15 protein-coding genes are annotated in these 14,367 nt (G+C 50.6%); 6 read left to right on the top strand and 9 right to left on the bottom strand.

Features of this window, described 5'->3' with window-relative positions:
* Positions 1–39 precede the first annotated feature (39 nt).
* From frr to HY774_09620, 8 genes are all read right to left on the bottom strand, one after another.
* A complete protein-coding gene (gene frr, locus HY774_09655; protein ID MBI4748745.1) occupies positions 40–597 on the bottom strand; it encodes a ribosome recycling factor in 558 nt (185 codons plus the stop codon).
* Between the two features lie 46 nt (positions 598–643).
* On the bottom strand, positions 644–1,429 hold the full coding sequence (locus tag HY774_09650) for a UMP kinase (protein MBI4748744.1): 786 nt from the start codon (positions 1,427–1,429) through the stop codon (positions 644–646).
* A gap of 91 nt (positions 1,430–1,520) precedes the next feature.
* Entirely contained in the window at positions 1,521–2,183 is a 663-nt protein-coding gene (gene tsf, locus HY774_09645) for a translation elongation factor Ts (GenBank protein ID MBI4748743.1), read from the bottom strand.
* A gap of 158 nt (positions 2,184–2,341) precedes the next feature.
* Positions 2,342–3,130 (bottom strand): 30S ribosomal protein S2, encoded by a 789-nt coding sequence (gene rpsB, locus HY774_09640; protein ID MBI4748742.1) that lies wholly within the window; start codon positions 3,128–3,130, stop codon positions 2,342–2,344.
* Positions 3,131–3,330: 200 nt separating this feature from the next.
* A complete protein-coding gene (rpsI, locus tag HY774_09635) occupies positions 3,331–3,723 on the bottom strand; it encodes a 30S ribosomal protein S9 (GenBank protein MBI4748741.1) in 393 nt (130 codons plus the stop codon).
* Between the two features lie 54 nt (positions 3,724–3,777).
* Positions 3,778–4,218 carry a 50S ribosomal protein L13 gene (rplM, locus tag HY774_09630; GenBank protein MBI4748740.1) on the bottom strand — a complete coding sequence of 147 codons (441 nt, stop codon included), beginning with the start codon at positions 4,216–4,218 and terminating at the stop codon, positions 3,778–3,780.
* A gap of 192 nt (positions 4,219–4,410) precedes the next feature.
* Positions 4,411–5,112 carry a zf-HC2 domain-containing protein gene (locus HY774_09625; GenBank protein MBI4748739.1) on the bottom strand — a complete coding sequence of 234 codons (702 nt, stop codon included), beginning with the start codon at positions 5,110–5,112 and terminating at the stop codon, positions 4,411–4,413.
* Positions 5,113–5,159: 47 nt separating this feature from the next.
* The gene (locus tag HY774_09620; protein ID MBI4748738.1) at positions 5,160–5,828 is read right to left on the bottom strand and encodes a sigma-70 family RNA polymerase sigma factor; all 669 of its coding nucleotides are present in this window, start codon (positions 5,826–5,828) and stop codon (positions 5,160–5,162) included.
* Positions 5,829–6,092: 264 nt separating this feature from the next.
* On the opposite strand from HY774_09620, the gene HY774_09615 reads away from it, so the two are divergent.
* The 3 genes from HY774_09615 to HY774_09605 all read left to right on the top strand — a co-directional run bounded on the left by HY774_09615 (position 6,093) and on the right by HY774_09605 (position 9,400).
* A complete protein-coding gene (locus HY774_09615; GenBank protein ID MBI4748737.1) occupies positions 6,093–7,058 on the top strand; it encodes an ATP-binding cassette domain-containing protein in 966 nt (321 codons plus the stop codon).
* Positions 7,059–7,115: 57 nt separating this feature from the next.
* The gene (locus HY774_09610; protein ID MBI4748736.1) at positions 7,116–7,592 is read left to right on the top strand and encodes a nuclear transport factor 2 family protein; all 477 of its coding nucleotides are present in this window, start codon (positions 7,116–7,118) and stop codon (positions 7,590–7,592) included.
* Between the two features lie 212 nt (positions 7,593–7,804).
* Positions 7,805–9,400, top strand: coding sequence for a mechanosensitive ion channel (locus HY774_09605; GenBank protein MBI4748735.1), 1,596 nt, complete (start codon positions 7,805–7,807; stop codon positions 9,398–9,400).
* A gap of 130 nt (positions 9,401–9,530) precedes the next feature.
* Here the strand turns inward: HY774_09605 and HY774_09600 are convergent, their stop codons facing one another.
* Positions 9,531–11,480 (bottom strand): amino acid transporter, encoded by a 1,950-nt coding sequence (locus tag HY774_09600; protein MBI4748734.1) that lies wholly within the window; start codon positions 11,478–11,480, stop codon positions 9,531–9,533.
* Positions 11,481–11,779: 299 nt separating this feature from the next.
* Here HY774_09600 and mqnE point away from each other — a divergent pair, with 299 nt between their 5' ends.
* From mqnE to HY774_09585, 3 genes are all read left to right on the top strand, one after another.
* Positions 11,780–12,898, top strand: a complete 1,119-nt coding sequence (mqnE, locus tag HY774_09595; protein ID MBI4748733.1) for an aminofutalosine synthase MqnE — start codon at positions 11,780–11,782, stop codon at positions 12,896–12,898.
* Between the two features lie 74 nt (positions 12,899–12,972).
* A complete protein-coding gene (locus HY774_09590; GenBank protein MBI4748732.1) occupies positions 12,973–13,470 on the top strand; it encodes a GNAT family N-acetyltransferase in 498 nt (165 codons plus the stop codon).
* 172 nt (positions 13,471–13,642) lie between these two features.
* Positions 13,643–14,194: an RNA 2'-phosphotransferase gene (locus HY774_09585; protein MBI4748731.1), complete on the top strand. Its 552-nt coding sequence runs from the start codon at positions 13,643–13,645 to the stop codon at positions 14,192–14,194.
* The last annotated feature ends 173 nt before the right edge of the window (positions 14,195–14,367 follow it).

Below are 14,367 nucleotides of genomic sequence, written 5' to 3'. Positions count from 1 at the left end.
GATGGAGTGTTCTGAGGACCAATCTCTAGGGAAAGAAGCTCAAACTTTCATGATTTCTTCTTCTTTATGTTTGGCCAGATCATTGATTTTGGTGATATGGGCATCGGTCTGCTTCTGGATTTGATCCAACGCATCCCGTTCATTATCTTCAGAAATCTGTTTGTCCTTCAAAAGCTTCTTCAGGTGGTCGTTGGCATCCCGGCGAATATTGCGTAACCCGGCTCGATGTTCTTCAGCCGTATCACGCACCGCTTTGGCAAGTTGTTTGCGGCGTTCCTGGGTCAAGGGCGGAATCGGGATCCGAACCACTTTCCCATCATTTGAAGGATTAAGCCCCAAATCCGAACTGCGAATGGCACGTTCAATGGCGCCAATCAGCGATGGATCCCAGGGTTGAACCACCAGCAGTGCCGGTTCAGGAGCGTTGATCGAACCGACCTGATTCAAGGGCATTTCAGTTCCATATGATTCGACCACAATGCGATCCAGCAAACTCACTGAAGCTCGCCCGGTGCGAAAACTGGTCAATTTACGGCGCACATCTTCCACAGTGGCATCCATTCGTGCAACTGCATCCTTTATGATGTCAGCAGTCATATTGATTTTTCCTTCCTCTTTAGTATGGGGATCAGGCAGGCATCGGCTAACCGTGGGCAGCGAACTGGGTGGCCCCAGCCCCAACAAAGGTCCCGATTGACTCACCAGTAACGACTCGAAAAATATTCCCAGAAACCAGCAAGTTGAACACGATGATCGGCATTTGATTGTCTTTGCACAAAGCAATGGCCGAAGCATCCATGACATTGAGACCTTTTTCAAGTACCTGCTGATAGCTCACATGAGTATAGCGTTGAGCAGTTGTATCGGAAACCGGGTCGGCGGTGTAAATCCCATCCACTTTTGTGGCTTTGAGAATTGCCTCGGCTTTAATTTCCAGCGCTCGCAAAGCCGCGGCACTATCCGTTGTAAAAAAAGGGCTTCCGGTTCCAGCGCCAAAGATAATGACCCGCTTTTTTTCCAAATGGCGGATCGCGCGTCGTGGAATAAAGGGTTCAGCGACCTGCCGCATTTCAATGGCGGAGATCACCCGGGTATGAATATTGAGTTTTTCCAGGGCACTTTGCAGCGCCAGGCAGTTAATCACCGTGCCCAGCATGCCCATATAATCACCCTGAGCGCGGTCAATTCCGGCGGAACTGGCTTCAGCCCCGCGGACGATATTTCCTCCGCCAATTACCAGGGCAATTTCGACACCCAGCGCATGGACGTCGCGCACCTGTTCGGCAATTTGTCTAACGGTTGTGGGATCAATTCCAAAGCCCCGACTTCCTTCAAGAGCTTCACCACTGAGTTTGAGAAGAATCCGTTTGAATTGTGGAGTAGGGCGGGAGGTTTCGGTTGATGAAGTGTTTTCGCTGGCGGCACTCATTCCTATTTTCACTCCTGATGCCGGAAAAAAATCAGATGAGAAACAAACGCCCCGCCTAAGTCATCTTGGGCGGGGCGTTGGAGCAATGTGCTTAGCGCTGCATTGCGGCGACTTCACTGGCGAAGTCAACTTCTTTCTTTTCGATACCTTCGCCAAGTTTAAAGCGAACAAAGCGTCGAATCCGGATGTTTTCACCGGTCTTCTGAATTTTTTCCTTCAATAAATCATTGATGGTGATGCTTTGATCTTTCACAAATGGCTGATCAATCAAGCAAACTTCGGCTTTGAATTTGTTCAGGCGGCTCTCCACAATGTTATTGCGGATAGCTTCTGGCTTGTTTGCCGTCTTTGGATCACCGGCCACCTGTGCCAGGGCGATTTCACGCTCTTTGGTAATCACGTCAGCCGGGATTTCATCAGCGGTGACATACTGGGCATCCATCGCGCAAATCTGCAGCGCAATGTCGCGCACCAGTTCGCGGAATTCATCGCCACGGGCAACAAAATCCGTTTCGCAATTGACTTCGATCAGCACCCCAATTCGGCCACCGGCGTGGATGTAGGATTCAACGAGTCCTTCAGCCGCAATACGGGACTGTTTTGATTCTGCTTTCGCACTTCCGCGCTTGCGCAAAATAACAATTGCTTTTTCTTCATCACCCGCTGCTTCAATCAGAGCGGATTTGCATTCCATCATCCCTGCGCCCGTTTTATCACGCAGGGCTTTCACTGCTGCTGCGGTAATTTCCGCCATGCGACCTCCAAAAAACTCTATCGAGTACGTTACGAACTACAAGTGATGAATTATGAATCAGAAAACAGCTACGTATCTGTTATTCAGTCAGATACGTTTTTCATCATTCATAATTCATCATTCATAATTTCTATTGAGCCAGTTCTTCCTGCATTTGCTTATTCAGCAGTTGCCTGGGGAGCTGTTTCCGGTGACGAAGCGCTCGCCGCAGCGACGGCTTCGGCCTGACGGCGACCACCAGCGGCGGGGACAACCTCAGGGGTTTCAGCCTTTTCAACGCCCATCTGACGGCCTTCCAAAATCGCATCGGCAATCTTGGAGCTGATCAATCGCACTGAACGCAATGCGTCGTCATTGCCTGGGATCACAAAGTCAATCCCGCCTGGATCACAGTTGGTATCAACAATTGCCACCACTGGAATGCCCAGCCGGTTGGCTTCAGCGACCGCAATTTCTTCTTTTTTGGTATCAATCACAAAGATCACATCCGGCAAGCGGCCCATGGATTTGATCCCCGCGAGGTTGCGCTCAAGCGTTTCACGCTCTTTTTCGCGCTTGATGATTTCTTTCTTCGTCAGCGCTTCATAGCGACCATCGGTCCGCATCGCTTCAAGATCTTTTAAGCGCTTGATGGATTTCTGGATGGTTTGGAAGTTGGTCAGGAACCCACCCAGCCACCGATGGTTGACATAAAACATGTTGCACCGCACGGCTTCTTCGGCAATGGCTTCCTGCGCCTGCCGCTTGGTGCCCACAAACAGGAAGTTCTTCCCTTCGGCAGCCGACTGCGTCACAAAACGCATAGATTCTTTCAAAAGCCGCTGCGTCTTTTGCAGGTCAATAATGTAGATCCCGTTCCGTTCGCCGAAGATATATTCGCGCATCTTCGGGTTCCATCGTCGAACCTGGTGGCCAAAGTGGACGCCAGCTTCGAGTAATTCTTTCATGGTCACAACGACTGCCAAGAGAGACCGTCCTTTCCTCTATCGAGAATAGATAAGTTGAGATGGTTGATTTATGTATTCAGTCGCCCACGACCCGACGCCTGTCGGACAATCCCTGCTGGGCGATGATGGAATAGGGTGGAAGCCCACATGTGACTCCCACCCAGGTACCAGACCATTCCAAGCTGTTGTTGGGAAACGAATTAACGCTTCGAAAACTGGAAGCGCTTCCGAGCACCTTTTTGGCCGTATTTCTTGCGCTCTTTCCCACGGGGATCGCGGGTGATAAATCCAGCTTTCTTCAACCGCCGGCGGAATTCGGCGTTAAGGGCGAGCAAGGCATGAGTAATACCGTGTCGCACCGCGCCTGCCTGACCTGAGATCCCGCCACCGCGAACGGTGACATAGAGATCAAATTTGCTGGCCGTATCGGTCACATGCAAGGGTTGACGAATCACCATGCGGTGAACTTCGTTTGGAAAATAGTTTTCAAAGGCCCGCTTGTTGACGACAATTTTCCCATCACCGGGGCGCAGAAAAACACGGGCGACTGCGGTTTTACGTCGTCCTGTTCCGTAGTATTGTGTAGTTGCCACGATTTCCACTCCTTCAACGCGAAGCCTGCCCTGTTGGCGGCGGCTTCAACAACTTTATTTGAATTCCAAAGGGATTGGCTGTTGCGCCTGATGGGGATGCGTCGGACCGATGCACACTTTCAGTTTTGAAGCCATGGCGCGCCCAAGCTTGGTTTTGGGAAGCATACCTTTGACCGCCAGGGTCAAAACACGCTCAGGATGCTTCTGAAGCTGGTCTTTGGCTGAAATTTCGCGCAAGCCGCCGGGATGAAACGTGTAATGCCGATAGAACTTGTCATTCAGCTTATTTCCGGTAAACACTACTTTCTCGGCGTTCACGATGATCACGTGATCACCAACATCAAGAAATGGCGTATATTTCGGATTGCGTTTTCCCATTAACAGAAGCGCTACTTCAGAGGCTAACCGACCGACGGTAAGCCCTGCCGCATCAATCACATACCATTTGCGCTCGGCTTCCAGATTTTTGCCGCTAGGAACGTAAGTTGACATAATTGCTTTCTCTGAGATGATCTGGATTTGGTCGATAAAAAGGCGAACCGTAAGAATAAGCAAATTTTTTCGAGTCTGTCAAGCGGGATTGCGGCTGGGTGGGCTTTTTGGGGCAAACAAAATGAGGCGCTGCCAACGATGTGACAGCGCCCTTCGTCAGATGTAAACGGGAAACTGAGCTATGCAGGAAACCACTCATCCACGAACGTAAATTTGCTCGATCATCAACACCACCCGTGAAGAAACCGGGTGACCAAAATACGTTGCCGGTTGAAACGAGCTTTTGCCTAAAGCATCACTGATCTGTGCCGTCACCTCAGGATCACTGACTGGAGAGACCATTTCAACCAGTTGCGCCTTCCCCTGTGGCGAAACTTCAGCGATAAAAATGACACAATCCATTGGCTGGTTCGCCGCCGCGAGCTGGGTCGGTAAATTCGCCATGCCAATACTGCTCGAATCCATTGTTGGCCGGGTATTGGCCTGGATATACACCATCTTGTAATCAGGCGTCCCAAGCGAAAAAATCGGCTTGAATGAAAACAAAATGCCACTAAACAACACACAGGTCACCGCAATCCCAACCCCGTACCCGGCCAAAAGAGGCTGGGCAGCCTGAAGCCAGTCGGTCCAGGCACCTGGCTGCCACCAGGAGTGGTGCTCTGGGACTGAAGCCTGCTCAAGTGCCGCTACCCATTGCCGACTCCACGCGTCAGGAATGGTCAGTTCCGAGGACAGTGGGACCAACGCGGTTTGAACTGCCCGCAATTCACGCACATAGGTTTGGCAGACCGGGCACACTTCCAGGTGGTATTCAATTTCGGCTCGTCCCCCTTCTTCGAGTTCCAGATCAAGATAGGCCGAGCTTTGTTCTTGACACACAGTGCAATCCATCATAGTGCCCTGTCTCCTTTCACCAGAAAGAATTCCAATCATATCCTTCCTTAAAAGCGATGTTTGAGACGGCGCCTGAGTTCTTCACGCCCACGGGCGATCCGTGATTTGACCGTTCCGACTGAGATTTGCAGGGCGTCAGCAATTTCCTCATAGGACATTTCCTTGACATCCCGCAAAATCACGGCGACCCGAAAATCAAACTTGATTGCCGCCAGCGCCGCCGTGAGTTGCTGACGCTGTTCCAGGAGCAGCGTTTTTTGTTCCGGATCATCCGTGGCACAGGCCAGGCGTTCGGCCAGCGGTTGTCCATCTTCAGTTTGGGTCGTTTCCAATGAAATGGTTTCCCGCCGCCATCGCCGTCGCCACCATCGCTGTTGATTGGCTACCTGATTCACCGTGATGCGATAGATCCAGGTGCGAAATTCGCACTCACCGCGGAATGAACTGGCAGCCTGGTAGATTTTGAGAAAAATTTCCTGGGTTACGTCACGTGCATCTTCAGGATCATTCAACAACCGATACGCCAGATTGTAGATGGTACTCTGATAGCGCGTGACCAGTTCTTCAAAAGCCTCCCGGTTGCCGGTTCGAAGGCGAGCCAGCAATTCAGCATCTGCCACTGACAAGCGAGTTTCAGTTGCAGCCGTCCCGCCCGACAACGAATTAATCTGATCAGTTGAGCGTGACAGTGCGGCAATATCCTGGATTCGCATCATGCGCATGCACCTTGTCGGAAAAATTGGATTCTGCTGAAAAAGCAACCTGCTTGTTTGGGAGTTACTCGCGTTAGACACCCTCTTGCGCGGAAAGTTCCCACTGCTGGTTAAACTTTTTCTACTTCTTCCTGAAAACCGGCGAGTCCAGTCCAGAAGGCCGGTTGACGGCAAGCCAGGGTCGAGATTAGCTTGTTTGAACACAACCTGTGATTTTCAGGCTTATCTTGCCTTGCACCCAACGCCTTACGTTCTGGAACAACTCGAATGACCGATCACCTTTCACCTTCAAATCCCCTGATTGAAGTCCACAACCTCAAAAAGTATTTCCCGGCTGGTCAAGCCCAGGTCAAAGCCGTGGATGACATCAGTTTTTCAATTCAAACGGGTGAAACCTTTGGTCTGGTGGGCGAATCCGGCTGCGGAAAGACCACCACCGGACGCTTGATGTTGCGGTTGATCGAGCCGACGGCTGGGGAAATCCGATTTGCAGGTGAGAATCTTCTGGCACTCTCTCGAAAGGAAATGCGCGCCAGACGCCGTGACTTACAGATCATTTTCCAGGACCCCTATGCTTCGCTCAATCCCCGCATGACGGTTGGTGAAGCTGTGGCCGAACCGCTGGTGATTCATCGGATTGGTGATGCAAACTCGCGCTGCAACCGCGTAGCCGAATTACTCAACGTGGTCGGCCTGTCACCAGATTATGCTTCACGCTATCCACATGAATTTTCTGGTGGGCAACGGCAACGGATTGGAATTGCCCGGGCACTGGCATTAAACCCCAGGTTTATTGTGGCTGACGAGCCAGTTTCAGCGCTTGATGTTTCGGTTCAGGCTCAGGTCGTCAATTTGCTCCAGGATTTGCAATCACAGTTTCAGCTTACCTATTTGTTCATTTCCCATGGGCTGGCGGTGGTCGAGCATCTCTGTACGCGGGTTGGCGTGATGTACCTGGGCAAACTGGTTGAAGTGGCATCCAGCTTGGAACTCTATGCGAACCCACTTCATCCCTACACGCAAGTACTTCTGAGCAGCATTCCGATCCCGGATCCAACCTTGCGGCGAAATCGAATCCCACTGACTGGTGATGTCCCAACCCCGATCAATCCCCCTTCGGGATGTCGCTTTCATCCGCGCTGTCCCTATATGAAAGAAGAATGCCGCACCACAGAGCCGCCGCTCCGCGAAATCACACCTGGTCACCAGGCAGCTTGCTGGCTCCTGAAATAGCCTGATTGATCGCGGTACCTCATCATCCGACTCACTTTTTCCTGGAGACAATCGCCAATGAAACTCCGATCCATCGTCTTGTTGCTGCTTATAACAAGCTGTGTGCCAGTGAGTTATGCCCGGCAATCAGCTTCGACTTCCTCAAAAACAGCTCCTCGTGAAACAAAGACAGTCCGCGATGTCCGCACCGTTCTGGATGCTCAAGTGGCAGCCTGGAACCGAGGTGATTTGGAAGGATTTATGAAGGGATATTGGCGATCCCCGGAACTGACCTTTACATCCGGCACCACCCAAACCAGTGGCTGGGATGAAACACTGGCGCGCTATAAACGGCGCTATCAGGGTGAAGGCCGTGAAATGGGAACGCTGACGTTTGCCGATATTTCAATTCTACCACTTGAGCGTCACACCGCACTGGCCCGTGGTCGCTGGAAACTGGTGTTTTCAGACGGAAAAAGTTCAGAAGGATTGTTTACTCTGGTTTTGAAGCAGCTTCCGGAAGGCTGGCGGGTCATTCACGATCATACCTCTTAAAACATTGGGCTGAAGAAGTCGGGCTTGGGGTTGAAAACTTCAGACTCGAAATGGTGTCAGAGGTTCAAATATCGCTTCGTCTTTGGCAGCAGTGAAATTATTGAAGAATTTGTAGTTCCCCTGGCTCAGGGCTTGAACTGGTGGTTGTTTCTGTCAAATCAGATCAATTTATTTCCCTATGTGTTCAGCATTCCAAATCAGGATCCAGACCCATGATCATTCCAGCCCTTCACTTTCAAAATTTTAAATGGTCGCCGTCAACTTTTGCTTTTTTTCAAGAAGAGACGTTCGATCACCGGTTGATTCGGTTTTTGATCGACGGTGAAGGGTTACTCAGCAACATTGGAGTGATCACCGGGGTGCTGCTTCTGGTGGTGCTCCGGTTTCTGCTTCCTCCCACCAGACGAATCAGTTTGCGGTTTCCGCTTCTTTGTCTGGCAGCCCATGTCGTGCTGGTGCTGGTCCATATGTTCTTTGAACCCCGCCCAGCCTTTGCCCGCCTTGAAAATATACTGGAAATAACCGCAATTTTTTTGCTCCTCACCAGCCTGGGCCGTCTTGGTTTTTTATTTTTCTATGAAGCCCTGTTTGTCTCCCGATTTTCACAAACCACACCAAAAATTATCGGCGATATTTTCCAAGGATTGGTATATGTCGCCGTCGTGCTGGTCACGATGAAAGTATCCGGGGTCCAACTCGGGTCATTGCTGGTCACATCGGCTTTGTTGACAGCCGTGATTGGGTTTGCACTCCAGGAAACACTTGGGAATTTGGTGGCGGGGATCACCCTTCAGATTCAAGAACCATTTGATGTCGGAGATTGGGTTCAACTTGACGGACATGAGCCACTCGGAGAGGTCACTGAAATTAACTGGCGTGCCACAAAAATGATTACCCTTGATCGGGTTGAAGTGACGATTCCCAACGGGGTTCTGGCCAAAAATTCAATTCTCAATTACACCAAACCGACGAACGTCGCCCGCCGCAACATCTATATTTTAGTGCCTTATCGCATTCCTCCACGCAAAGTCCACGAAGCCATTCTCAAAATACTCCCCGAGATCCCGGAAGTCCTGACGGACCCGGCCCCAAGTGTGGTTACTTATCGCTTTCTGGAGTCGGGGATGGTTGAATACTGGGTTCGCTTCTTCATTACCGCGTTTCATCGCCGCGACATTATTGACGGAAATGTCCGCGACCGCATCTGGTACGCTCTGGAACGAGCCGACGTTGATCACCCGTATGGCACCAGCACCATTCAGCTTCACCGGATTGACCAGGAATCACATTCATACTTTCGTGAAGTCGAAATTCGAACCGTTCAACGCCATCTCAACTCAATCCCATTCCTTGACTTACTCAGTGAGGAAGATCGCCATGAACTGGCGGCCAATGTCCAAAAGCAAATTTATGCTCCAACTGAAATCATTCTTCGCCAGGGTGAGCCAGGTGAAGACTTCTATATCATCAACTCCGGCCTGGTGAGCATTCAAATGGATAACCAGGAAATCAAACAAATTCAGGCAGGTGAATACTTTGGAGAAATATCACTCTTGACCGGCGAGCCCCGAGTGGCCACAGTTATTGCCATTACCCAGGTTGAGGTCTATGTCATGGGACACGCCGCATTTCGGGAGATTCTGAAAAAGCACCCGACACTGGCTGAAGAGATGAGCCGGGTGGTGGTAAACCGGCAACTGGAAATTGAACAATTGAGAACAAGAATTTCAGAGATCGAAGTCGCCAAACAGGTTACAGACCGCTCACAATTGATGCTGGATAAAATCAGGCAATTCTTTTCATTGTGAGAACCATGAGTTGGGGCGGAAGACATCGGGCTTGGGGCTGAAAAAACCAGGGCTCAGGGCTGAAGAAAATGGGTTTCATACCCTGAACCCGAGGTCTTCAGCCCGCTTTCTTCAGCCCGAGGTCTTTCGATCACCCCACATGGACTCGGGGCCGGTCATCTGGATCAGTAATTGCCTGACGCAATACTTCACGGGTTACAGGTGCGGTATCTCCTTCCCCAAGTGCAATGTATTTCAAGACATAGACCACCGGATTGCCCTCGGTCCAGCCGAAGTAAACGTGGGGAATTTGACCAGTGGTATCGCGCACATGGAGTAACACGGCGGCAATCGCATTTGGCACCGCTGGGCTTTCACAACGAATGACTCGATGGCGTCCAACCTGAAGACCTCTCACTTCAAGCAAATCATCGGTAAATTCTGAGGCGTCACTGATTTTTACTTCAAGTAACAGCAACGGGTCACCTTTGGGAATGTGGTGGGTATTGCGAGCTTCGCGCTCTTTCTTGTCATATTCTTCAGCCGTACCCTGGTCTGGGCGATTTGTCACAATCCGAACCGTTCCCTTGGCGACCTCTTTCAAAAACCGCTGGGCGGTTTCATCGAATTTGACTTTATGAATCCGCAGTTCAGTTGACCGTAAAGCCCGTGAAATCAACGAAGTAAAAACAATTGAAATGATAAACAACGAGGCAATTTTCAGCCCTTCCGGGCGCTCATGAATGTTTTGAATCGTGGTATAGGCAAACACCAGTGTAATCGCCAGGAAAGCATATCGCCGCCAGCCGGCTTTCCACACCGAAAGGGTCACGGCCACCGCCGCCGAGGTCATCAGCACCAACACACCAGTTGCGTAAGCACCGCCCTGGGATTCAACATCCGCATTGAAGATCCAGGTTACAGTAAGCGTGATCACCGTAAAAACGACAACCAGCGGGCGATTGGCTTTGGCCCATTCAGGCGCCATTCCAAAACGCGGTAAATAGCGCGGCACCAGGTTGAGCAACCCAGCCAGAGCGGAGGCTCCGGCAAACCACAAAATAGCCATGGTGCTCAGGTCATAGGTTGTGCCAAATCCTTTTCCAAAATACTTATGGGCCAGATAAGCCAGAGCCCGTCCACTGGCTTCCCCACCGGTTTGAAATGCCTCATGAGGGATCAGCAACGTCGTCACAAAACTGCTGCCGATCAACATCACGCTCATAATCAGCGCAGCGGTCCGCAATAAATGGCGGGCATTGCGAATTCGCCCAGCAGGTTGGTCATGCGTGTCTGAAGGGTCACCTTGAACCAGCGGCATCACCGCCACTCCAGTTTCAAATCCCGACAGGCCAAGGGCCAGTTTTGGAAATACCAGTAACGCCAGCCCGATAATCACCAGAGGGTTCCCTTGATATTCACCGCTTGAAAGAGCGAACTTCCAAGAACTGATGTAGTGGGGGTGGTTAAAGATTTCAATACACCCGCGTGCAATAACAATGACATTCAGGACAAGGTACACCGCAACCAGGAAGACGGCTAATCCGATAGCTTCCTTGAACCCCTTTAAAAAAATAGCTCCCAGCATCAACAACAAGGCAAAGGTCACAGCGACCTGATGGCCTTCAAGCCAGTGTGGGGCAAACGGATTTTCAAGGAGGTGAGCCGTGGCATCAGCCGCTGAAAGGGTGATCGTAATGACAAAATCAGTGGCCGCAAATCCAAGCAAACACAAAACGAAGACTTTCCCCCGCCAGCGTGGGAGGAGGTCTTCAAGCATTGAAATACTTCCCTGTCCATTGGGACTTTCAGCCGCCACCCGGCTGTAAATTGGAAGCGCTCCAAAGATGGTCAGTGCGACCAGAACCAGGGTTGCAAGTGGGGACAACACATTGGCCGCCACAAACGCAATGCTGGGCTGGTACCCAAGTGTGGAAAAATAATCCACACCGGTCAAACACATGACCTGCCACCAGGGATGAGTTGGATGAGGATGAGGAGCCCCGTCGTGATGTGGTTTGGATGAAACATCACGCGCGCCTTCAAGAAACCACCGCCGAAACAGTCGAGCCTGTTTCGATTTGAATATGCTTCGTGCCATGAGGTTTTAGAATCTCTGCTTCGAAATAAATGTGGATTTTGACTGGCAAGGACTCAGGCTGAAGAGGACATCAGGGTGTGGAGCCTATTGCACTTGTGAAGCCTTCGTCAAGCAGGTCAGTGATTTTCAGTTCTCGAAGCCTGCGGAGACGACTCGCCGAATTCAGATTGCTGTCGTGATTCAGATCAGACTAAGATGCAGCTTCTTTTTTCCCTAACCGGGCTGAAGTGGTTCTTTTCAAACCTTCCTCACAGCCCAGATTCATCTCATTTTGAAAGAGTAAAGAGAAATTTTGCCTTATGGTGAATGCAACCCTGACTCGCATTGCTGAAAAAGTGCATGCTGGCGAACGCTTGACGCTCGAAGACGGTGTGGCCCTCTTTGAAACTGATCATCTTGCCTGGCTTGGACAACTGGCTGATTCAGGTCGGCGCAAACGGCACGGGCAGGTCGTGTTTTATAACGTCAATCGGCACTTGAATCCGACCAATGTTTGTTACTGGGATTGTACTTTCTGCTCGTTTTACCGAAAGCCAAACGACCCGGAAGCCTATACCTATACAATTGAGCAGGCAGTTCGGGAAATCCGTCCGTCCTTTGAAGCTGGGATTACGGAACTTCACATTGTTGGTGGACTGCACCCAACTCTCTCATTTGAATATTATTTGGATCTGCTCCGAGGACTGAAGGCTGAATTTCCCAGCATTCATTTAAAAGCGTTTACCATGGTCGAGCTGGATCACTTTCGCCGGATCACACGCCTGTCCCCACGCGAAGTGATTGATCGCCTGGTTGAAGCTGGATTGGATTCCTGCCCAGGTGGCGGCGCTGAAATCTTTGCCGAACCAGTTCGAAAACAAATCTGCAAACACAAATGTGGGAGCCAGCGCTGGCTGGATTTTTCTAAAGAAGTCCATCAAGCCGGACTTCGCTCTAATGCCACGATGCTCTATGGCCATATTGAATCGTATGCAGACCGGGTTGACCATATGCTCCGGCTCCGGGCGCTGCAAGATGAAACTGGTGGGTTCCAGTGCTTTATTCCACTGGCATTTTTCCCGAAAGATACCGAACTCTCACACTTACCAGGACCAACTCCGGTTGATAGTTTGAAGACGATTGCCGTCTCGCGGTTGATGCTCGATAACTTTGACCACATCAAAGCCTATTGGGTCATGCTAGGTCGTCAAACGGCCCAGATTGCGCTCCATTTTGGTGCGAATGACATGGATGGAACGGTCTCGGGCGGCGGCCCCCTGGTAGCGACCTATTCACTCGACGGCGAAACCCAATGCCAGACCACGAAAAATGAGATTGTTCAATTGATTAAAGATGCTGGTCTGATTCCGGTTGAGCGTGACACGCTCTATCAGCCAATTCAGCGCAATCAGCCGGAAGCCGAGAAAGTTCTGGCTTGATCAGTATGAATGAGAAGGTACATCAGAATCTAAGGTATTGATATAAATGGATCTTGTGAATACAAGCATTCTGCATGCTGTCAGCTTTAGCCGCAGGCAGAACATCAACGATTATGACCATTACCATCACTGATTACACCTCCAGTCATCAAGCAACCATCCGCTCTATTCTTGAAGGGATCGGCTGGGCTGAGCAGTACATTGTTGCGGCTGAAAAAAATGCTGAAGCTTTTTCCCAAATACCTGATTTTTTTGGGGTTTATCTGGCAATGGTTGAGCAAACCGCAATTGGCTTCGTTTATGTTCAGTTCTATGAATGGAACCGACTTGCCCAAATCCAGGGACTGGCAGTGGATTTGAGCCATCAACGTCAAGGCGTAGCCTCACAACTTGTCAAACGTGCTGAAGAATTTGCTCAAGAGAAAAAGGCACGCGGGATTTATGTAGACACTCCGACCCTAAACCAAAAGGGACGGGCTTTTTATGAGGCAATTGGATATCAATTTGGATATATCATGCCGCGATATTACGAAGATGCGCTTGATGGCGTAACCTATCAGAAGTTTTTTTGATGTGATCCCAACTCAACGACTACAGGCCGAGGACAGGAGCTGAAGAAGTCAGGCTGAGGGCTTGGGGCAATTGAAGGGATGAGGGATGAAAGAAACCTAATTCTTCCGCCCGTTTTCTTCCGCCCGTTTTCTTCCGCCCGATGTCTTCCGCCCCACCGAATCACAACACACCATGGATGAAAAACAACGTACCCGACTCAGCAAATATTTGAGCAAACACCTGCGGCATACCCCAGAGCAACTCGGACTGGTTTTGGCATCTGGCGGTTGGGTTGATGTCGAAACCCTGCTCGCCGCCTGTGCTCGCAATCAGATGGTCATCACCCGCGAGCAACTTGATGAGATCGTGGCCACGAACAATAAACAACGGTTTGCTTTTGATGACACCGGCACGCGGATCCGGGCCAATCAGGGGCATAGTGTCGAAGTGGAACTACAACTTGAGCCGGTTGTTCCACCGTCAGTTTTGTACCACGGCACGGGCCACCGAACGGTTGAACTGATTCTCCGAGATGGACTTTTGAAAATGAATCGCCACCACGTGCATCTCTCAGCCGGGATTGAAACCGCCCGGCTGGTTGGCAGTCGGCACGGGAAACCGGTGGTCTTTGAAGTCGCCGCCGAAGTGATGTATCAAGATGGATTTGTTTTTTTCTGCTCAGCCAATGGGGTTTGGCTGGTTGAAACCGTGCCGCCACAGTATCTGACCCAACTCAAGAATTAAGCTGAATAAATATTCCTCCAAAAATAAAAAGCCGCGGCAAGGAATCACATCTTGCCGCGGAACCACTTGAGAGAGGAGGAATGTACACTATGCCGAGAACAGAAGAAGCCGAAACATCATTCACCAGAAAGGGTCTGCGTCAGGTGTTTGGGCAGCAACTTTTCACGTCACCC

The organism is Acidobacteriota bacterium, assembly GCA_016208495.1.
Lineage (GTDB): Bacteria > Acidobacteriota > Blastocatellia > Chloracidobacteriales > Chloracidobacteriaceae > JACQXX01.
Note: the sequence above shows the minus strand (reverse complement) of the source record. Positions and strands in the feature narration are given on the sequence as shown.